Origin of the sequence: Vibrio sp. V38_P2S17PM301, assembly GCF_009904845.1 — a bacterium.
Taxonomy (GTDB): domain Bacteria; phylum Pseudomonadota; class Gammaproteobacteria; order Enterobacterales; family Vibrionaceae; genus Vibrio; species Vibrio proteolyticus.
Genome location: NZ_WXWO01000098.1, coordinates 16373 through 36530 on the forward strand (window position 1 = coordinate 16373; position 20158 = coordinate 36530).

A 20158-nucleotide genomic window follows, 5' to 3' on the forward strand; every position below is an offset into this window, starting at 1 on the left:
TTAAACATTGAGCAGTAAGAACTCACGTTCCCAGGAGCTGATCACCTGGAAGAAGGTTTTGTATTCTTTACGTTTGATGGCAACGTAAGCGGATACAAAGCGGTCCCCAAGAATTTCACGCAGTTCGTCGCAGCTCTCCAGCAACATCAGCGCCTCTTCTAAGGTGTGAGGCAGTGAATATGGCCCGGTACTCACGTCCTCCGTGCACTTTTCAGTCGGCTTTAGCTTCTCTTTCATACCGAGATAACCACAAGCCAGTGTCAGCGCCATCGCCAGATAAGGGTTGGCGTCAGCGCCGGCATAACGGTTTTCTATCCGGCGTGATTCTTGGTCGGAAACCGGCACGCGCAATCCAACCGTGCGATTGTCTTCACCCCACGCCACGTTGGTAGGCGCCGATTCACCAAACACCAGACGGCGATACGAGTTCACGTTTGGTGCAAAAAAGGCAATCGCCGCGGGCGTATACTTCTGCATGCCTGCGATGTAATTCAGAAACAGTTCGCTGTTGGAACCATCTTCATTGGCAAACAGGTTTTTGCCGTCTTTATCGACCAGGCTCTGGTGAATGTGCATTGCACTGCCCGGCTCATCTTCCATCGGTTTTGCCATAAAGGTGGCGTACACGTCGTGACGCAGCGCCGCTTCACGCACCGTGCGTTTGAACAGAAACACCTGATCCGCCAGGTCGAGAGGTTTGCCGTGGTCGAAATTCAGTTCCATCTGCGCCGCGCCGGATTCGTGCACCAGCGTATCTACGTCGAGCCCCTGCATTTCGCAGTAGTCGTACATGTCCTCAAAGATGGGGTCGAACTCGTTAACCGCGTCAATACTGAACGACTGACGCGCGGTTTCCGGGCGGCCATTGCGGCCGACAGGCGGCTCCAGCGGGTAATCCCAGTCGAGGTTCTTTTTGACCAGAAAAAATTCCAGCTCAGGTGCCACTATCGGCTGCCAGCCTTCTTTCTCGTACAGGCTCAGCACGCGTCTTAATACCGCACGCGGAGAAATTTCCACTGGGTCGCCTTCCACTGTCAGACAATCGTGAATCACCTGAGCTGTTGGGTCTTTGGTCCAGGGGACAAATCGGATTGTGTTCGGATCCGGTTCCAGCGTCATGTCCTTCTCAGTCAGATCGATCATGCTTTCATCGTCTGGCCAATCTCCGGTCACGGTCTGGAAAAAAACCACTTCGGGAAGACGCATGCCCCCCTCCCGAAGAAATTTTTTCGCTGGCATGATTTTCCCTCTCGCATTACCAGTCATGTCTGGAAACAGACACTCAACCTCCGTAATTCGATTCTCTTCAATCCATTTCTTAATCGTTTCCATAAATCCTTCTTTGTTCAGCTATTGGCGTTTTGTGTGTAAAACTGGCTTCACTTTGTTGGACTACCCTATTTGGGTATCCACCCTGTGGTTAAAAGAACACTAACGTTCTGACTTTAGGTGAATAAATCTGAAAATCGCGTCTTTTCGGCCCAGGTCGACAATGACGAAAATATCACTATCTGATAATTAGCATTGGCCTCAACCTGTTTAAAAGTCAACCGAGCATGTTAAATATTTTGTAATTAATGGGACTTAAATTAACATTTTAGTTACATCGGTGTTGTAATTTACTAAACATCAGGTATATGGTTAAAAAGCAAGCAATGTCGTCTGCAAGCTCTTCGGAGCCTTATAAAACAAGGAAATGTTTTACGTTAGCGTGGAGGAAGCACTGTGGGTTTAACGAATATTGCCGAGCAAACCGACAATATAAATCACTTGATCAGTAAACATGATCAACGTGTGATTGAACGATTTATCGAACAACACCCAGATGTAACAACCGTGGATTTGATCCTGTTTGACATGAACGGTGTTGTCCGCGGCAAACGCATCAATACACCTCAACTGGGCAAAGTCGTCGAGCAAGGTATTTGCCTGCCGGCTTCCGTATTTGCGCTCGATATTTGTGGTGAAACCGTCGAAGAAACCGGATTGGGTTTTGAAAAAGGAGATGGTGACTGCATCTGCAAACTGGTGCCAGACTCGCTGCAACTGATCCCCTGGCAGGAAAACAGTGCTCAAGCCATTGTCACTATGTATGAACCCGACGGACAGCAGCCGTTTTTCGCCGACCCTCGCCATGTTCTCACTCAGCAACTGGAGAAGCTGCAACAAAGCGGCTATCAGCCTTGTGTGGCGGTTGAGCTTGAGTTTTATCTTCAGGATCAGCAATCCGATGAGGCGGGCAATCCTCAGCCTCCAATCATGCCACTCAGTGGCGATCGCATGACTCAAACCCAGGTTTATTCTCTGGAAGAGCTGGATGAGTTCAAAGCTTTTCTGGATGAGGTGATTTCCGCATGTCACGAGCAAGGCATTCCCGCTGAGAACATCAGTGCGGAATACGCTCCGGGACAATTTGAAGTCAACCTTAAGCACACCACCGATGTGTTGCTGGCGTGTGACCAGGCCATGTTGCTAAAACGTGTGGTGCGTTCGGTTGCCAAAAAGCATGGCTTCTACGCTAACTTTATGGCCAAACCCTACACCGACTATGCTGGCAACGGATGCCACATCCACATCAGTTTACTGGATGAAAGCGGAATGAATGTGTTTGGCAGTGATGAAAAGCAGTTACTGCACGCCGTTGCCGGGACACTGAATCACCTGGAAGAGTGCATGGCGGTATTTGCGCCGAATGCCAACTCTTATCGCCGCTTGCAACCAAACATGTTTGTGCCACTGCATGCCACATGGGGCTGGGATAACCGCACCGTCGCCGTTCGGATCCCCGCCAGCGGAGAAAGCGACAAACGGATCGAGCACCGCCTATCAGGTGCCGACGTGAACCCTTACCTCACTGTGGCAGTTCTGCTGGCATCTATATTAGACGGAATTGAACAACAGTCTCAGGCTCCCGAGCCGATCGATGGCGACGCAACCCTACTCGATCTGCCGAGCTTACCTATCTCCTGGGATGGCGCGTTGCAGGCATTTGCCGCCAGTGAGTTCTTACGCAAGAGCCTGGGCGAAGAGTTTTGCAAAGTGTATCTTGCCGCCAAAAAACACGAACAGGAGCGTTTTTCAGCTCAGGTATCACCACTGGAATACCAGTGGTATCTCTAAACACCCACCCAACACCATAAAGAAAGGACGCCAACATGAGAGTGAAGCACACCAATTCTTACTACGCGGCATCGAAAAATCAGAGTTTTGAGTTTCCCGAACTTCAGGGGGAGCATACCGCCGATGTGTGTGTGATTGGTTCAGGCATCACGGGAACAACGGCGGCTCTGGAACTGGCCAATCGTGGCTTTAAAGTGATTGTGCTCGAGGCAAACCGGGTTGGCTGGGGCGCCTCAGGACGCAGTGGCGGTCAAGCGATATTTGGCTGGGCAGCCGATCAGCATAAACTGGAAAAAATGGTTGGCTTTTCAGATGCCAAAAAGCTGTGGGATATTTCTGTCGAGGCACTGGCCCTGACCAAAGAGAACATTCGCAAGTACAACATTGACTGTGACTGGCGTGATGGTATGGCTCATCTGGCGATGAAGCCGCGTCAGGATCAGGAGTTGCAGGAATGGCACGACGATCTGCATCAACGCTACGGCTATGAATCGCTGAAAATGTGGGATAAGCAACAGGTTCGTGACAACATTGCCAGTGACAAATACACCTCAGGTCTGTTTGACAGCAACAGCGGCCATCTGCACCCGCTCAACTACACACTCGGCTTGGTCAGGGCCGCCAGTGAGGCTGGCGCTTTGTTTTATGAAGCCAGCAAAGTACATAAAATTGAGCACGGTGAGACCGCTACACTGTACACTCAGGCCGGCACAGTTAAAGCCAAACATGTGATCCTTGCCTGTAACGCTTACATGGAAGGTCTGGAAAGCTCGCTTGAAAACAAGGTCATGCCAGTGGGTACATACATCTGCGCGACTGAGCCACTTGGCGAGGAGGCAACCGCAGCATTAATGAAAAACCATATCGCAGCCTGTGATATTAACTTTGTGCTCGATTACTACCGTTGTTCAGGCGACTATCGCATGCTGTTTGGCGGCCGGGTCAGTTACTCTGGTATGGAGCCACTCAATCTGGAAAAAGCCATGCGCGCCCGCATGCTGGATATTTTCCCGCAGTTGGATCACGCCAAAATTGATTTCGCCTGGGGGGGTAATGTCGCCATTACTATGAATCGGGCGCCGCATTTCGGCCGTCTGAAACCCAACGTCTACTTTGCCCAGGGATTCTCCGGACACGGTATTGCAGCAACCGGAATGGCCGGAACATTGATGGCAGAGTGTGTCGCCACTACCGCAGAGCGCTTTGCCATTTTTGATAAGATCCCACACCTGCCATTTCCCGGTGGCCGATTACTCCGCACGCCAGCACTGGTGCTCGCGATGTCTTACTACCGTGTGAGAGACATGCTGTAAGCGGTTATACCCATGCACGTCGATTAGAGACCACCTGCTATCACAGGTGGTTTTTTGTTGCTGCCAATTCTGCAGTCGCAGTAAACGCTGACGGCTCGATATGTCAAAAGGCAATATCATCCGGCTCACCAAATAGTGAACCACTGATTATCCATACTATTAATATTGTGTGCGCATTTATATACAAACCAGATAGTTATAGGAACTCTTTTTGTTTCAAACAGTTATCTCTTTCTCATTAAATGCTGTCACTCAGCAGTGCTTTTTAGCAAATTTTTGTCATTTTTTTGCCCTGATAATGTGCCAGCTTTCTTTTTCTCACTAGTGAATGCTTTCAGGTTTTTTGCAGACTCCATGAAATATCCAGTACTTTCATCTGAATTTTAAGGGTGTAATTTTTCCTTTACTCTCCAAAATTTAACAATTTCGCGCACATTTTAACACTTTAGTTACACTTACATTAACTGGGTATACCGAGATTCATCACTGGATAGTGTGGCATAGGCAGCAGTATAAGATGCCGCATTGATGATTCGCAGGACAGAATGTTGAAGTCGTCGTTATCGCGAATACCGTTCCTACTTCCTACTATGTTCTCCGGTATTACCTGTGCATTGACAAGTGATCAACTGTCTCAATCGTCAGACAGCATCAAAAGGAGCTTGAGATGAACGTTCAGGCATTACCCATGCATCGGTTTATCGACCATCAGGGAGAACCTGTTGGAACGCTGCCAGCCTGGGCAGATTTACCTACCCTGACCAACTTTTATCGTGACATGGTACTCACCCGTACCTACGACTATAAGGCCGTCGCACTACAACGTACCGGTAAACTTGGTACCTATCCTTCCCATTTGGGTGCGGAAGCCGTCGGCATTGCTGTTGGTCACGCATTGCACAAGGATGACGTGTTCATTCCTTATTATCGCGATATGCCCGCCATGTGGGTACGCGGTATCCCGATGGAAAAAAACATGCAGTACTGGGGCGGCGACGAACGCGGTAGCGACTTTTATCCGGTTGACTTATCCGACCCTGGAAACGTGACATCGTCACAAGAGCACTGCCGGGACTTGCCTTTCTGCGTACCGATCGCGACCCAATGTACTCATGCCGTCGGTGTGGCCGCTGCATTGAAAATAGAGGGACAACACCACGCAGCGCTGGTCACTTGTGGCGACGGTGCGACTTCGAAAGGAGATTTTCTTGAGTCGATCAACTGTGCCGGAGCATGGAATATTCCGCTGGTCTTTGTGGTGAACAATAACCAGTGGGCGATCTCCGTTCCCCGCCGCTTACAGTGCGCCGCCGATTTCTTGTCTGAAAAAGCCAAAGGAGCTGGTATTCCAGGCATGACCGTTGACGGTAATGATGTCGTCGCCATGTACGATGCTATTCACACAGCGATGGAACGCGCCCGCAAAGGGAAAGGTTCAACATTAATCGAGGCGGTCAGCTATCGCCTTAGCGATCACACGACCGCCGACGATGCCAGCCGCTATCGCAGTGAAGATGAGCTGCAACAAGCGTGGCAGTACGAACCCGTGAAGCGCCTCAAAGCGTACCTGATGGCTCAGGGTGCCTGGTCAGAACAAGAAGAATCCGAATGGGAAGCGCACTGTAAACAACTGGTGGAACAGGCCGTAGAGCGCTACCTGAACTTAGCGCCTCAGGCGCCTGAGTCGGCTTTTGATTATCTTTACGAAACCTTACCGGCTGAGCTGCACCCGCAGCGGGACGAATTGATTAATAAAGCAATGCGCATGCAAGGAGGCAAACATGGCTGAGATGACTCTAGTCGAAGCGGTCAACCTCGCTTTGCATCATGAAATGGAACACGACAATCATGTGATCGTGCTGGGGGAAGATGTCGGCGATAACGGCGGTGTCTTCCGTGCCACCGTTGGCCTGAAAGAAAAATTCGGCCTCAAGCGTGTGATTGATACACCACTGGCCGAAGCCCTGATTGGCGGTGTGGCAGTCGGGATGGCAAGCCAAGGGCTACGCCCTGTAGCAGAATTCCAGTTCCAGGGGTTTGTTTTCCCGGCCATGGAACATCTGATGTGTCATGCGGCGCGTCTGCGTAACCGCACTCGCGGACGTCTGACCTGTCCTGCCGTCTTTCGTGCCCCTTATGGCGGTGGAATCCACGCGCCAGAACACCACTCAGAAAGTATTGAAGCGCTGTTTGCTCACGTTCCTGGTTTTAAGGTCGTGGTGCCCTCTTCGCCACAGCGGGCTTATGGCCTGCTGCTGGCTGCAATTCGCAGCAACGATCCGGTGATGTTCTTCGAACCTAAACGTATCTACCGCACCGTAAAATCGGAAGTGAGTGACAGCGGTATCGCATTACCACTGGATACCTGCTTTACCTTGCGCAAAGGACGCGATCTGACGCTGGTTACCTGGGGAGCCTGTGTGGTTGAGTCTTTACAAGCAGCGAAAACGCTCTCTTCTCAAGGGATTGAAGTTGAAGTGATCGACCTCGCCAGTATTAAACCCATCGACACCGCCACTATTTTCCGCTCACTGGAAAAGACCGGCCGCCTTCTGGTGGTTCATGAAGCGAGTAAAACCTGTGGTGTTGGCTCAGAGATTCTCGCTCGTACCGCCGAGCACGCAATGTGTTTACTTAAAGCGCCACCACGACGTGTGACTGGTATGGATACCGTTATGCCCTATTATAAAAATGAGGATTACTTCATGATTCAGCAAGACGACATTGTCAACGCGGCACGAGAACTAGTGGAGGGTTGGAAATGAAATCTTTTATGCTCCCTGACCTCGGTGAAGGGCTCGCCGAGTCGGAAATTGTTAGCTGGCACGTCAATGTTGGCGACACTGTAAAAGTGGACCAAATTGTCCTGACGGTCGAAACAGCCAAAGCCACCGTCGATGTCCCCGCCCCCTACAGCGGTAAGATTGTCAGCCGCCACGGTGAGGAAGGCGATGTGATCAACATCGGTGCCTTGTTGCTCGAAATCGAAGAGTCCGGCAGCAGTGCTTCAGCACAATCCACACGCAAAAAAGAAGATGCTGCCACGGTAGTGGGCAGTGTCTCTCACCAGTCACATCAGGTAGACGTCGATGACTTCTGGGTTGGCGGCGATCACAATACCTCCTCGGAAGCTCTGCTTTCCGCTATGCCTTCTGCCCGATTACTGGCGCAAAAGCTGGGGGTCGATCTGCATAAAACCCACGGCAGCGGCCCGAACGGTTTGATCACCGATGCCGATGTATACAGTGAAGCCGATAAACAGCTTCCGGGTACTGAAGTACTAAAAGGTGCACGACGCACTATGGTCAGCACCATGGCGGAGTCTCACCACAATGTCGCCGCCGTAACGATCACCGAAGAAGCGTTGCTGGTGAACTGGCAACCGCGCGAAGACATCTCTGCCCGTTTGATTCAGGCCATTGTCTACGCCTGTGAACAAGAACCGGCAATGAACGCCTGGTTTGACGCAGAAACCATGACGCGCTGCGTTCACAGCACAGTGAACATCGGGATTGCCGTTGATAGCTCGCACGGTTTGTATGTACCAGTACTGCGTCACGCAGACAAATACAGCCCGCAAGGGGTGCGTGACTGGCTGAACGAAACGGTAGAGGGCATTCGCGAGCGCCGCATTGGCCGCGAACAACTGCAACACGCCACCATCACTCTGTCGAACTTCGGTGCGATTGCGGGCATTTTTGCGACACCAGTGGTCTCTCCTCCGCAAGTGGCCATCGTCGGTGCAGGGCGCATTCTTGAGCGCGTGATCATGCGTGACGGCCAGCCAGTTCCTGCCAAGGTGATGCCGTTGTCCATTACATTCGACCACAGAGCCTGTACGGGTGGTGAAGCGGCACGGTTCGCGAAAGCCATGGTCGAGCACCTGCAAAAAGAAATGACCTCATAGCGCAAGAAACGAGCAACAAAAAGTAAAAAAAGCGGCGATTTCGCCGCTTTTCATTTGTCTTCTTATTTGATGTATGTGGTATCGAAACGCCGTTTCGATACACACGTTACCTTCAAACAGACTCAATCAGCGCAGGCATGATCTCAAACAGATCGCCCACTAAACCGTAGTCTGCCACCTGAAAAATAGGCGCATCCGGGTCGCTGTTGATTGCCACGATCACTTTCGAATCTTTCATCCCTGCCAGATGCTGTATTGCCCCAGAAATACCAACGGCAATATACAGTTCGGGCGCGACGATTTTCCCGGTTTGCCCCACCTGTAGATCATTGGAGACAAATCCGGCGTCCACCGCCGCGCGGGATGCGCCAATCGCACCACCCAGTTTGTCGGCCAGTTGTTCCACCAGTGCAAAACTCTCTTTGCTGCCCAGCCCTCGTCCACCTGAAACCACCACGCGAGCGGCTGGCAGTTCAGGACGAGCACTCTCTGTTTTCTGCACATTCACAAACTCAGCGAGGCCTGGATCCGGTTCGATGGTGATGGTGTGCTCTTCAGCCAGTTCACCTGAGGCCACTTGCAAGGCATCAAAAGCCGAGCTGCGCACCGTCATGACTTTCACCGAATCGTCCGAGCGTACCCGCGCCAACGCATTCCCGGCATACACCGGACGCACCACCACATCGGGTGATTCAATGGCGACGATATCCGATAGTTGTCCGACATCCAGTAACGCGGCCACTCTTGGCATCACATTCTTACCAAAAGTAGTCGCGGCGGCGATCAGGTGCGTAAACGCCTTGCCTTCTCTGGCAATCAACAGCGACAGCGATTCCGCCAGTGGGTGTTGATATAATTCATCATCGGCGACCAAAACCTGTTTAATGCCCTCCAGGCGCTGAATCTGTTCGACCACAGAGTGGCATTGGTGACCAGCCACCAGAACTGAAATACCATCTGTAGCCTTGAGATCTAAAGCGGCTTTCAGTGCGCGCAACGTGTCGACGGATACGCTGCTATTGTCGTGCTCGGCGACCACCAGCACGGATACTTGATTCACATCCATTGTTGTCTCCTGCTTCATCGCTTACAGCACTTTGGCTTCGTTCTTAAGTTTGTCCACCAGCTCGGCCACGCTGTCCACCATGATCCCAGCCTGACGTGCCGGTGGGGTCATCACCTCCAGTACCTGCTGTGAGCTCGACACCGTGATGCCCAGATCGTCTGCCGTCATCACCTCAAGCGGTTTCCGCTTCGCTTTCATAATATTGGGCAATGACGCATAACGCGGTTCGTTCAAACGTAAATCCGTGCTTATGATCGCCGGAAGTGACAACTTGACGGTTTCCAGCCCGCCATCCACTTCACGCGTCACCAGCGCGGTGTCTCCTTCCACTTTTACCTGCGAAGCAAAGGTGCCCAGTGCCAGTCCCGTCAGTGCCGACAACATCTGCGCAACCTGGTTGTTGTCAGTATCTATCGACTGTTTACCCAGCAAGACCAAGCCATGTGACTCTTGACTCATCACAGCCTGCAGTAGCTTAGCGACGGTTAAAGGTTGAGGGGCCTGCGCCACGTCAATGTGCAGAGCACGATCCGCACCCAGCGCCAGTGCCGCGCGCAGTTGCTCCTGACAACTGGAATCGCCAATGGACACCACGGTCACTTCGTCTGCGATCCCCGCTTCTTTCAGGCGCACCGCTTCTTCTACTGCTATTTCACAAAACGGATTCATCGCCATTTTGACGTTGTTGGTTTCCACACCAGAGCCGTCACTCTTGACCCTGATCTTTACGTAAGGGTCAATCACGCGCTTTATTGCGACTAAAACTTTCACACAGCCTCCTCACTTATCTTAGAGACGCTGCTCAGGTCATTTATAATATATTGATCTGACTGGATAACAGCTTAATATCCTGACCTGAGCGCTACGGGTTAAGTAAGCGTTAAATATAGAAATAGTTTGCCAGATCGATCTTATCTTTGAGCTTAGTTGAGTTTACGTTTACGTCAACTGGACTATATTTATGATTAAAATCGTTGCGTAGAGACAGGTTTACACCATGGAAAGAGAATCAATGGAATTTGATGTCGTCATCGTCGGGGCTGGCCCGGCGGGATTGTCGGCGGCTTGCAAACTGGCACAGCTTAACCGTGACTCAGGCGGAGAGTTATCGATATGCGTTGTAGAAAAAGGGGCGGAAGTCGGCTCACACATTATCTCAGGAGCCCTATTTGAAACGACGGCTCTCGATGAACTGTTTCCCGACTGGCAAAGCATGAATGCCCCACTGCAAACCCGGGTCAAGCAAGATGAGTTTTTGTACCTCACCACAGAAAACAACCACGTAGTGGTGCCCGGTTTCGCGACGCCTGAACCGATGAAAAACAGTGAAGACAATTATGTAATTAGCCTGGCTGAGCTGTGCCGCTGGCTTTCGGAACAAGCAAGCGAGCTGGGTGTCGAGATCTTCCCTGGCTTTCCTGCGGCTAACGTCAACATTGATGCCAACGGCGCGGTCAGCGGCATCACCACCACTGACATGGGGCTGGATAAAAACGGACAGCCTAAAAGCAACTTCGAACCTGGAATTAACCTCAATGCCAAGTACACCATTTTTGCTGAAGGCTCGCGTGGGCACTTAGGTAAACAGCTGATTGAACATTATCACCTTGATGCAGGCAAACAGCCACAGCACTACGCCATCGGTTTGAAAGAGATCTGGGAAGTGCCGAACGCCTCACCCGGACAGGTCATTCACGCTGCAGGCTGGCCTCTGCGCGAAGAACAAGCCACCGGTGGCAGCTTTCTTTATCATCTGGACGACAAACATATCGCGGTCGGCCTGATTGTCGATCTTAACTACCGCAATCCTTACCTCAGCCCGTTTGATGAGTTCCAGCGCCTCAAGCATCACCCCGTTTTTCGTCAGCATCTCAAAGACGGCCAACGCATTGCGTACGGAGCTCGGGCCATCACCAAAGGCGGATTGTCTTCGTTGCCAAAACAGCAGTTCCCCGGAGGGGTGCTGGTCGGTTGTGATGCTGGCACGCTGAATGGTGCAAAGATCAAAGGGAATCACACCGCAATGAAATCCGGTATGCTGGCCGCAGAGGCAGTGTATGACGCTCTGGAAGCCGGTCACGTCCACTCTGAACCGGATTATCAGGGCAAATTTGAAGCGTCATGGTTATACCAGGAGTTACACAGCACCCGTAATTTCGTCCCTGCTATTCATAAGTTTGGCAGCCTGTGTGGCGGCGCGTTGGCGGCATTCGAGCATAACTTCTGGAAACCCGTATTCAAACACTCGTTTCCACGCACGCTAACCGATAAACGCCCTGATCATTCCAAGCTTATGGAAAAAAACCAGTTTCAACCGATTGAGTACCCTAAACCAGATGGCATCCTCAGTTTTGACAAACCCTCGTCGGTGTACCTGTCCGGCACTCAGCATGAGGAGAATCAACCTTGTCACTTGGTGCTCAGTGATCCAAATATCCCGGTCGATTCCAATCTTCCGCGGTTTGATGAACCGGCTCAGCGTTACTGCCCGGCGGGCGTGTACGAAATCGTCATGCACGACAATGCGCCGGCGCTGCAGATTAATGCCGCTAACTGCGTACACTGTAAAACCTGCGACATTAAAGATCCGGCGCAAAACATCAACTGGGTGCCACCGGAAGGCGGTGGCGGGCCGAATTATCAGAGCATGTAAACGCGATCAAAAAAGCCTCTCAATTGAGAGGCTTTTTTCTGGGTAAGCCAGACAACATCAGTTCGGCTGTTTGCTTAACACGCGGTCAATGTCCGCCGCGCTATGACGTTCTGGCACCTGCTCCCACTCCTCTCCCCATGAGCGGTTAACGATGCGACCACGCTTTACAGCCTCACGTTCTGCGATCTCTTTTGCCCAGCGCAGAACGTTAGGATAGCTTTCCACATCCAGAAATTCTGCCGCATCGTAGGCGTTGCCCAAAGCCACGTTTCCATACCAGGACCAAATCGCAATATCAGCAATACTGTACTCATCACCCGCCACGTAATGGGTTTTCGCCAGTTGTTTATCCAACACATCCAATTGACGCTTGGCTTCCATCGCAAAACGGTTGATCGGGTATTCAAACTTCTCAGGTGCGTAGGCATAGAAATGGCCAAAACCACCACCGAGGTATGGCGCAGAGCCTTGCAGCCAGAACAACCAGTTCATCACCCGGGTGCGAGCGGTCAGTTCTGTCGGCAGCAAGTGACCAAACTTTTCCCCCAGATAGAACAGGATATTGCCAGATTCGAACACATTTACAGGCTCGTCACCTGAGCGGTCGACCATAGCAGGGATTTTCGAGTTTGGATTGACATCAACAAAACCTGAACCAAACTGGTCCCCTTCACCGATACGGATCAGATAGGCATCGTACTCGGCTTCTTTCACCCCAAGAGCCAACAGCTCTTCCAGCATGATCGTGACTTTCTGACCGTTCGGCGTGCCCATTGAGTAGAGCTGAATAGGATGTTGGCCGACGGGCAGTTCCTGTTCATGTCTGGCACCTGAATCCGGGCGGTTGATGCTCGCCCACTGACCGCCGTTCTCAGTATCCATCTTCCAGACTTTTGGTGGTGTGTATTCGTTTGCCATCGTTTTTCCTTATCTGTTTTAGGGATCGACTTAATCTATATCTGGGCAAAATTGCTAGATAAAACCCCCACCTCATCATTTGGTTAGAACAAACGGTTATGGGTAGGGATATGAAGATATAAGACAGGCGCAGACCGGCTTTTCTTTCGCGAAAAAGCCGACGACAAGATGTATTTAGTTTGGGCCGCACATGTTAGTTAATTGCTGAATCATCTGGCGCTGGGTGATGACGCCTTTATAGCGTCCTTCTTCCACTACCACCACAGGTAAACTGAGCCGGTTGCTGCGCACAAGTTCGATCAATTCTGACATCGGCATGCTCTTTTCAACTCTGGGGAAATGCACATTCATGACTCCCGCTACAGGTTTGTTCCAGATCGCCGCTTCTTTCGAGGTTTCGAGTTTGGTGCCCATGGCTGGCGTCAGATGCAGGTTAAGTGTCGGGCGGTCGATCAAACCAACACACTCTCCCCGATTGATCACCGGCAGCACCTCAGCTTCCAACGAGCGCTGATACTCGTATGCAAGTGAAATTGGTTCTCCCGGATCCATATGAGGCAGATTTTTTTCGGCCAGCGTCATCACATCCGCTCCTCCTGATGCATCTCCACACGCAGGTTCGTCATAATTGCAATGCGTAACTAACTTAATCCGCTCGTGTACCTCCGCCAATGAGCGTTTCAGCTCATCCATTTCCAGCGGATGGGAAAAAACATAACCTTGCATATAATCCACGCCAAGGTAAGCCAATAACTGAGCTTCTTCAAGCGTTTCAACCCCTTCTGCAATCACTTCGATGTGGTATTTGTGGCACAACTGAATCAGGAGTTTAACCACCTGATGATGGGTTCCGGACTCGCTGAAATTTCGGAAGAAACTGCGGCTGATTCTGAGCAGATCAAAACACCCCGACTCCAGATAATAGGCAATGTCAAACCCCATGCCCATGTCATCCAGCGCTACTCGTGTCCCCTTATCTTTGAGTCTGGGTAGGACTTCCCGAAATTCAAACGGCTTTGAGTTGGGTTTGAGTTCATTCACATCAATCACGATCTGTGACATATCCAGATCCACCGACGTGGCAAGGAATTCAACAAAATCAAATAATAAGCCGATATTTTCACTGGTGTTGGGCGACAGATTGACGTTGATAAAGTTACCTTCTTCACGCAGCTGACTGACAAAATCGGTAAAACTCTTCTGGTACACCATCAGGTCGATTTCAGACACCAGATCCAGCTCTTCGGCGATGCCAATCATCTCTCGGGTATCGGCTTTGAGTTGTTCTGTTGATGGAAAGCGACACAGCGCCTCATAACCTGCGATCTGCCAGGTTCTGGCATTGATAATGGGCTGATAAGTCACGCGCAGTGCACTGTTTCGGATCACCTGTTGGAGATAGTTCTCCAACACACGCTCGCGTTTAAGTTGGGCTTGTAACGTCGTGCTAAAAAAGCACAGGTGCTGCGTACCATCATCACCAGTGTTAGACATCGTCGCCTGTATCGCGTGAACCACAGCGCTGGCAACCGTATCACTGTCATGACCAAGCGCGGAAATGCCAATGCAGCATTTTTTCGCAGCCTGATGCGCTTTCGGACTGTAGGCCATGAGTTCATCGAAGAAATTTTTGATCACCTGACACATCTGGCGAAACTGATTCTGGCCAGAAAAGGAAGGTTCGCACAGCGAGGCAAGGTAAAGATTACTTTGCACTTTAGCGAATAAGCGCACGCATTTCAGTGACAGCGCCCGACTCTCAAACTTTTCCACATCAGAGGCATCGGCGCTGAACTTAAATGCCACCACCAGATTCAGGCAGCGGTATTTCATGTCTTTGATTTGCGCTTCAGCCGACGCAATAAACGAATCTTTCGAGTGGAGCTGATACTTATCAACGGATCCGGTGTTAGATACGAGCTTTTCCATGTGCTACTCCTGCTCAACCGCTCAACTGAAGCCATTACACTATAAGTTTAATATGACACTTTAAGTTTAATGGCAGAACCCAACCTTTGCGAAATCAGTGGCATAATTAAACGACAAAACGGGCTATAACTATCGTGACGCAGCGCTCTTTTTGACCAATAGGTTTTTCGCCATTTATGCAGAGCACTGCGCGTGCGCCTTCCCTCTGCTTGTGATATCGCGATGCTTAACGTAACGCCTTGATTTCATGACAAGGCTGATGCGCAAGAAATCCTGTCACTACGGCCGCGACCTGTTGTTTGATCTCTGGCTTGCCGTAGTCGGACATGTCCATATGTTTCGAATCCGGGATGGTGACAATGCATCCGTCATATTGCTGTTGCTCGTTGTCACTGAGCAATACCTCTGCCGCGGTCGGATACTCCGTCGCACGCAGTGACAATACCCGTACATCTGAACGTTTCGGCAAGCTGACCCGTCGGTGGTCGAGTGTGATCACCGCAGAAACATAAGGCTGGTTTTCGTTGGCCAGCCACGCAGAAATATCACCGCCGTTAGAGTGACCGATCAACGTGAGGTGATCAAATTGGTACTCTGGAAATTTTTTGGCTAACTCACGTTGCAGGTAGTCCAGTGTTTGTGCTCCTCTACGCCAGTTTTCGATCCGGGTTTGATACAGGTCGCCCGTCCGCGATAGCGGCGGATCATTCTCTAGCTCATGATCGACAGCAACGGTCAGATACCCCTGAGTATTCAGTGGCTCAGAAAGAAATTGATACTGCTGATAAGGCACCCGATACCCTGCGCTGATAACGGCCACCGGACACGGTGAGGTCACCAGGCAAGATGATGGGTCAGTCGGATAGCCGATGGTCACAGGAATTACACGCTCTCGTTGACCATCTATTATATTGAGTGTGTCCGCCTGTGTTGCGAACGCTGCCAGAGTCAGCAGCAAACCTGCGAATGTACGCATGCCTTACCTATATAGTTAATGATCTATCAACAGATCAGTATTTGAGTTGGTTGTCCTCAAGCCACTGTTCCCAGTTGGTTATACCGAACTTTTTCTTGGCCGAAAAGACGTCCAGCGCAAGCAACAATCCGGTCGCGACACCAAAAAACAGTGATGAATAACACTGTCCGAGTGTGATCCCCTGCAACTGCCAGACGGACAAGAACATGATCACTCCCCATGACACCGTCCCGAGCACGCTCTGCCACAAAAACAGCTTCCACGGCGATTCAAATAATCTTGGCCGATACTGTTTGCCCGGAATACTCGCCAACCAACACGGATAGGGCCTGACAAGGCGCTCACTGACACCTTTGATCTTGAGATATTCCTGAATAAATTCACTTTTTTGCATATAGTCACCTCGATAGAACAGGATTCTAACGGGCAGCCTTGAACAACAAAGCGCATATACTGAAATTTGTGAAGTTCTATCCAGTGATCGTTCTGTGTATCAACAATCGAAACACTGTGTCAGGTTAGGTGCTGTTCAACTAGGAGACATCACCTCACAATCAGCGCTGACGGTTGTACTCCGCCGCCCTGCGAATCAGTGACTGAAATGCCAGAGCATCTAATTCACCACCTTCAGCAATATCAATCGCCCGGCGAGCTTTGCCCTCCAGACTGGCATTAAACAGTTGCTGAGGATCGTCAATAGCAGCACCATTGAGAAATGTCAGTTTGACTTTCTCCTTATAGGATTCTCCGGTACAGATCATGCCGTCTTGTGACCAGACAATCACGCCCAGTGGATTACTGGGTTTTATCCATTTACACTCTTCTTTAACCTCAGGAAGCGCTTCGTGAATCAGCGTCCTCAATTGGCTAAGACATTCGCCGCGCCAATCACCGAGTGAAGCAATCTTGGTATCCACACTGCTGGCATACCGATTAGAACCAGAATCATTTTGCATTACGCTTTCCCCTCTGTCTCAACCTGGTAGTGGTAACCTATCGTCTGCGCAATAACCTGAAAGCCATACTTCGTGACAATCGGACGGCTCATATCGGACGCATCGATGATCAAATATCGTTTTCCGCGCGCTTTTGCCTCAGCAATACGTGCATTCAACATCGCGGTGTAATAGCCCTGCCCACGAAACGCTTCCAGTGTGCTGCCGCCCCAAATCCCACCAAATGGACTGTTTGGCGTAAAGATGATCCACGCCGATGCAACCGGTGTTCCTTCCACATACACCACGTAGATCGAGATCATCTCTGGTGACAGTCGCTTCATATTCAGCAAATACGCAAACTGGCCATCGAAGTTCTGTCCCCAAACCTGCTCCTGAACGGTAATGGCATCGCGTATGCCACCTTCTTCGGTGACGTCCGTCACGGTGATGCTCTGGGGAGGCACGGATGGCACGAGTAATAAGTCCAGAGCCATGAATGTTTCTGCTTCGGCCGGCACAAAACCGTGCTCGATTAACCGCATACCTATGTCTGAGGGAGAATCCGTCGAATAGGTCTTCCACTCAAAATTACGTTTACAACGGGTAAAAAACTCAATTTCCTGCTGAATGAACGGCCCGGCTTGGTGTGAAGAAAAATCAAAAAAAGAAATGAAACTGCCGTATTCCGTATCCGAGACAAACTTAACCAAGTGTGGTGCAACAATGATCTCACCACCCGCTGGCGTTAATTGCCGACGCTCAAACTGGTTATATGCCTGCATGATCTGCGCTGTATCCATTAATGGGAACTCCCTTTCACACCAATTCTCGGCCTCAGTTTAATACATCACTGCTCTGACTCTGCCATCAACTTGTGAAACGCATGTAAGTTCTGATCTTTAAATAACATCGTCCAGGCTTCTAACACTGGCTGAGTGTAGACATTCAGTTTGCGGAAAATTTCGACGGCAAACTCGATAGGAGCGACACCGCCCGCCGTTATGATCAAATCAGAACTGACAGCCGGTTGCTGCCGATAATGAGCGCTGCCCTGATAGCCGGTCATCTCCAGATACGCAGCGGCGTTACTGGTGTGTGGCACATTGTCGAGTAAACCTTTCTTCGCCAGCGCTACCGTCGCGCCACAAATGGCGGCGACCGGAACGCCCTCTGCCACACACTGAACGGCTTTGTCGGCAAAATCAGAGATCCCGTCAGATTCAGCGCTATCTCCGCCCGGAAGGATCAGCATTTTCGCCTGTTTGATTTGCAAGTCGCCTAAGCAGAGATCGGGCAGAATCCGAATTCCACCTTTGGTGGTGGCCGGCTCTAAAGTGCGCCCCACCGTTTTGACTGTAATACTGCCAGGATGCTGCTGAAACTCTTTGGAGTTGAGATGAGCCATGACATAACCGTACTCCCAGTCGGCCATGGTGTCGTACACTGCCAAATAAACTGTTCCGCTTTCCATTGCGTTTTCCTTGTTGAATTGGGCCAAAGTGAGGGCCAAAACAGCCCTCTTCGTATGACTGGCTTTTATGATATCGATTGAATATCGATTCGCCCAGCGATATTTTACTGCCCATCACAAACACAAAAACGCTGACCAGACAGATCAGCGTTTTGCGTCACTCATCGTGAGAGCAAAGCTACATCCTCATGCCACCATCCACTTCCAGAACACGCCCGGTAAAGTAGTCGTTTTCGAAAATGTACTTTGCCGCGTGGGCAATTTCAGCCGCCTCGCCCATCCGGCCGATCGGAATCATTTTCTGTAAACGCTCGATCGCCTCAGGTTTGAGTTGGTTTGCCATTGCGGTATGCACCACCCCGGGGGCGATGGCCGCCGCCCGAATGCCATAGCGAGACAGTTCCTTCGCCCAGGTCGTGGCCATGGTCGCCACGGCAGCTTTCGACGCAGCGTAGTTTGTCTGGCCGATGTTCCCTGCCCGGGCAACACTGGAGATGTTAATGATGACGCCTTTGCGCTGGGTTGCAATCATACGCGCGGCGGCTTCCCGACCACAAAGAAAGGTGCCGTTCACGTTGACTTGCATGACGGTATTAAACTGCTCCAGCGGCATCTTAGTCATTTCACCATCTTTCACTTTGATCAACATGCCATCGCGCAAGATACCTGCGTTGTTAATTAAGCCGTCCAACTGACCAAAGTCCGCGACAATCTCATCGAACACTTGCTCAACCTGGCTTTCATCCGTTACATCGACCGGATAAATATTGGCTTTGACACTGAGCATATGACATTGCTCCTGAGTACGTCGCAGACCCTCTTCATTCACATCCAACAGCGCCAACTGCGCCCCCTCGTGCGCCAGAGTAATCGCCATCATCTGACCCAATCCCTGGCCGGCGCCGGTAATCGCAATAACACTTTCATTCAGATTCATTTGTGCTCTCCCTGTTTTGCCCGGTAAAACTCAAACAGGCTCGAGAAATCCAGTTCGTCGTTGCCGTTGGCATTGTGCATTGCGTACAGATTGCGCGCCAGCGCTCCCATTGGAATCGACGACTGACTTTTCAGCGCCGCCTCCATACCAAGCCCCAGATCTTTTAACATCAATTTACTCATGAAGCCGGGTTGATACTGATGGCTTGCTGGTGCGTTCTCCATAACGCCGGGGCACGGGTTATACAATTCCAACGCCCAGTTGCGCCCGGAGCTTTGCAGCATGATGTTGGACAATACGGTCGGATCGAGACCATTTTCTATTCCGAGGTTCAACGCTTCACAGGTTCCCGACATCAGAATACCCAGCATCAGATTGTTGCAGATCTTCGACATCTGACCATCACCCGCTTTCCCGGCATGGAAGATATTCTTACCCATATGGCGTAAGATCGCTTCTGCTTCAGAAAACGCCGAATCGGTACCACCGACAATAAACGTCAGCGTGCCGGCCTGCGCGCCAGCCACCCCCCCAGAAACAGGGGCATCCACAAAATCCAGCCCTTTCTTTTCAGCCTCTGCCGCAACAATGCGGGCCGATTCCGGATCGATGGTGGATGAATCAATCAGGAACGTATGCTCACTCACCAGATTCAGTAACCCGATGCCACCGGAATGATCACCCAGATAGACGGATCGAACATGCTGACCGGCAGGTAGCATGGTGACGACCACATCGACCCCCTGCACGACCTCTTCCAGTGTGGTGGCAGATTCCGCCCCCCAAGATTCCAGCGCCGCAACCGCCGCGCTATTGAGGTCAAACACCCGGACCGGATGGCCTGCCGAAAGCAGGTTCTGAGCCATCGGTGCACCCATATTACCCAGACCGATAAATGCAATTTTCTTCATTTCGTGCCTCCTGGCTGAA

General features: G+C 51.0%; 18 protein-coding genes. 6 read left to right on the top strand and 12 right to left on the bottom strand.

The genetic code is table 11. The features are described 5' to 3' along the window. A complete protein-coding gene (locus CAG64_RS20170) occupies positions 1-1332 on the bottom strand; it encodes a glutamine synthetase family protein (RefSeq protein WP_161488847.1) in 1332 nt (443 codons plus the stop codon). A gap of 429 nt (positions 1333-1761) precedes the next feature. Here CAG64_RS20170 and CAG64_RS20175 point away from each other — a divergent pair, with 429 nt between their 5' ends. From CAG64_RS20175 to CAG64_RS20195, 5 genes are all read left to right on the top strand, one after another. Continuing rightward, positions 1762-3120, top strand: a complete 1359-nt coding sequence (locus CAG64_RS20175) for a glutamine synthetase family protein (protein WP_443084078.1) — start codon at positions 1762-1764, stop codon at positions 3118-3120. A 35-nt stretch (positions 3121-3155) separates the two neighbouring features. Then, the gene (locus CAG64_RS20180; RefSeq protein ID WP_161457211.1) at positions 3156-4433 is read left to right on the top strand and encodes an NAD(P)/FAD-dependent oxidoreductase; all 1278 of its coding nucleotides are present in this window, start codon (positions 3156-3158) and stop codon (positions 4431-4433) included. A 667-nt stretch (positions 4434-5100) separates the two neighbouring features. Further along, entirely contained in the window at positions 5101-6222 is a 1122-nt protein-coding gene (gene pdhA / locus CAG64_RS20185) for a pyruvate dehydrogenase (acetyl-transferring) E1 component subunit alpha (protein ID WP_161457212.1), read from the top strand. Then, on the top strand, positions 6215-7198 hold the full coding sequence (locus CAG64_RS20190; protein WP_161457213.1) for an alpha-ketoacid dehydrogenase subunit beta: 984 nt from the start codon (positions 6215-6217) through the stop codon (positions 7196-7198). Before pdhA ends, CAG64_RS20190 begins: the two co-directional genes overlap by 8 nt. Next, positions 7195-8340 (top strand): dihydrolipoamide acetyltransferase family protein, encoded by a 1146-nt coding sequence (locus CAG64_RS20195; protein WP_161457214.1) that lies wholly within the window; start codon positions 7195-7197, stop codon positions 8338-8340. The genes CAG64_RS20190 and CAG64_RS20195 overlap by 4 nt, the downstream gene beginning before the upstream one ends. Positions 8341-8452: 112 nt before the next feature. Here the strand turns inward: CAG64_RS20195 and CAG64_RS20200 are convergent, their stop codons facing one another. Both CAG64_RS20200 and CAG64_RS20205 read right to left on the bottom strand, forming a co-directional pair. Continuing rightward, positions 8453-9406 (bottom strand): electron transfer flavoprotein subunit alpha/FixB family protein, encoded by a 954-nt coding sequence (locus CAG64_RS20200; RefSeq protein WP_161454816.1) that lies wholly within the window; start codon positions 9404-9406, stop codon positions 8453-8455. A 21-nt stretch (positions 9407-9427) separates the two neighbouring features. Next, complete coding sequence (locus CAG64_RS20205) at positions 9428-10177, bottom strand: electron transfer flavoprotein subunit beta/FixA family protein (RefSeq protein WP_161457215.1); 750 nt, start codon at positions 10175-10177, stop codon at positions 9428-9430. Positions 10178-10403: 226 nt separating this feature from the next. Between CAG64_RS20205 and CAG64_RS20210 the strand changes: the two genes are divergently transcribed. Then, on the top strand, positions 10404-12059 hold the full coding sequence (locus CAG64_RS20210) for an electron transfer flavoprotein-ubiquinone oxidoreductase (protein WP_161457216.1): 1656 nt from the start codon (positions 10404-10406) through the stop codon (positions 12057-12059). Positions 12060-12116: 57 nt separating this feature from the next. On the opposite strand, the gene yghU is transcribed toward CAG64_RS20210, so the two are convergent. The 9 genes from yghU to mmsB form a co-directional block, all read right to left on the bottom strand. Next, positions 12117-12977: a glutathione-dependent disulfide-bond oxidoreductase gene (gene yghU / locus CAG64_RS20215; RefSeq protein ID WP_021704756.1), complete on the bottom strand. Its 861-nt coding sequence runs from the start codon at positions 12975-12977 to the stop codon at positions 12117-12119. 174 nt (positions 12978-13151) lie between these two features. Further along, positions 13152-14906 carry an EAL domain-containing protein gene (locus CAG64_RS20220; RefSeq protein ID WP_161457217.1) on the bottom strand — a complete coding sequence of 585 codons (1755 nt, stop codon included), beginning with the start codon at positions 14904-14906 and terminating at the stop codon, positions 13152-13154. 226 nt (positions 14907-15132) lie between these two features. Then, positions 15133-15882, bottom strand: coding sequence for an alpha/beta hydrolase (locus CAG64_RS20225; protein WP_021704758.1), 750 nt, complete (start codon positions 15880-15882; stop codon positions 15133-15135). A 34-nt stretch (positions 15883-15916) separates the two neighbouring features. Beyond that, the gene (locus CAG64_RS20230) at positions 15917-16276 is read right to left on the bottom strand and encodes a DUF6404 family protein (RefSeq protein ID WP_021704759.1); all 360 of its coding nucleotides are present in this window, start codon (positions 16274-16276) and stop codon (positions 15917-15919) included. 160 nt (positions 16277-16436) lie between these two features. Further along, complete coding sequence (locus tag CAG64_RS20235) at positions 16437-16838, bottom strand: DUF1801 domain-containing protein (protein ID WP_021704760.1); 402 nt, start codon at positions 16836-16838, stop codon at positions 16437-16439. Further along, positions 16838-17620: a GNAT family N-acetyltransferase gene (locus CAG64_RS20240; protein WP_021704761.1), complete on the bottom strand. Its 783-nt coding sequence runs from the start codon at positions 17618-17620 to the stop codon at positions 16838-16840. The genes CAG64_RS20235 and CAG64_RS20240 overlap by 1 nt, the downstream gene beginning before the upstream one ends. Positions 17621-17667: 47 nt before the next feature. Beyond that, positions 17668-18291 carry a type 1 glutamine amidotransferase family protein gene (locus CAG64_RS20245; RefSeq protein ID WP_161448834.1) on the bottom strand — a complete coding sequence of 208 codons (624 nt, stop codon included), beginning with the start codon at positions 18289-18291 and terminating at the stop codon, positions 17668-17670. A gap of 178 nt (positions 18292-18469) precedes the next feature. Next, a complete protein-coding gene (locus CAG64_RS20250; protein ID WP_161448836.1) occupies positions 18470-19228 on the bottom strand; it encodes an SDR family oxidoreductase in 759 nt (252 codons plus the stop codon). Further along, positions 19225-20139, bottom strand: coding sequence for a 3-hydroxyisobutyrate dehydrogenase (mmsB, locus tag CAG64_RS20255; RefSeq protein WP_161448838.1), 915 nt, complete (start codon positions 20137-20139; stop codon positions 19225-19227). The genes CAG64_RS20250 and mmsB overlap by 4 nt, the downstream gene beginning before the upstream one ends. Positions 20140-20158 lie beyond the last annotated feature (19 nt).

Excerpts from the sequence above, each read along its gene's own strand:
- mmsB (WP_161448838.1), bottom strand. The coding sequence starts at position 20,139 with ATGAAGAAAATTGCATTTATCGGTCTGGGTAATATGGGTGCACCGATG.
- CAG64_RS20200 (WP_161454816.1), bottom strand. The coding sequence starts at position 9,406 with ATGGATGTGAATCAAGTATCCGTGCTGGTGGTCGCCGAGCACGACAAT.
- yghU (WP_021704756.1), bottom strand. The coding sequence starts at position 12,977 with ATGGCAAACGAATACACACCACCAAAAGTCTGGAAGATGGATACTGAG.
- pdhA (WP_161457212.1), top strand. The coding sequence starts at position 5,101 with ATGAACGTTCAGGCATTACCCATGCATCGGTTTATCGACCATCAGGGA.
- CAG64_RS20195 (WP_161457214.1), top strand. The coding sequence starts at position 7,195 with ATGAAATCTTTTATGCTCCCTGACCTCGGTGAAGGGCTCGCCGAGTCG.
- CAG64_RS20230 (WP_021704759.1), bottom strand. The coding sequence starts at position 16,276 with ATGCAAAAAAGTGAATTTATTCAGGAATATCTCAAGATCAAAGGTGTC.
- CAG64_RS20170 (WP_161488847.1), bottom strand. The coding sequence starts at position 1,332 with ATGGAAACGATTAAGAAATGGATTGAAGAGAATCGAATTACGGAGGTT.
- CAG64_RS20220 (WP_161457217.1), bottom strand. The coding sequence starts at position 14,906 with ATGGAAAAGCTCGTATCTAACACCGGATCCGTTGATAAGTATCAGCTC.
- CAG64_RS20210 (WP_161457216.1), top strand. The coding sequence starts at position 10,404 with ATGGAAAGAGAATCAATGGAATTTGATGTCGTCATCGTCGGGGCTGGC.
- CAG64_RS20180 (WP_161457211.1), top strand. The coding sequence starts at position 3,156 with ATGAGAGTGAAGCACACCAATTCTTACTACGCGGCATCGAAAAATCAG.
- CAG64_RS20235 (WP_021704760.1), bottom strand. The coding sequence starts at position 16,838 with ATGCAAAATGATTCTGGTTCTAATCGGTATGCCAGCAGTGTGGATACC.
- CAG64_RS20250 (WP_161448836.1), bottom strand. The coding sequence starts at position 19,228 with ATGAATCTGAATGAAAGTGTTATTGCGATTACCGGCGCCGGCCAGGGA.
- CAG64_RS20245 (WP_161448834.1), bottom strand. The coding sequence starts at position 18,291 with ATGGAAAGCGGAACAGTTTATTTGGCAGTGTACGACACCATGGCCGAC.
- CAG64_RS20225 (WP_021704758.1), bottom strand. The coding sequence starts at position 15,882 with ATGCGTACATTCGCAGGTTTGCTGCTGACTCTGGCAGCGTTCGCAACA.
- CAG64_RS20240 (WP_021704761.1), bottom strand. The coding sequence starts at position 17,620 with ATGGATACAGCGCAGATCATGCAGGCATATAACCAGTTTGAGCGTCGG.
- CAG64_RS20190 (WP_161457213.1), top strand. The coding sequence starts at position 6,215 with ATGGCTGAGATGACTCTAGTCGAAGCGGTCAACCTCGCTTTGCATCAT.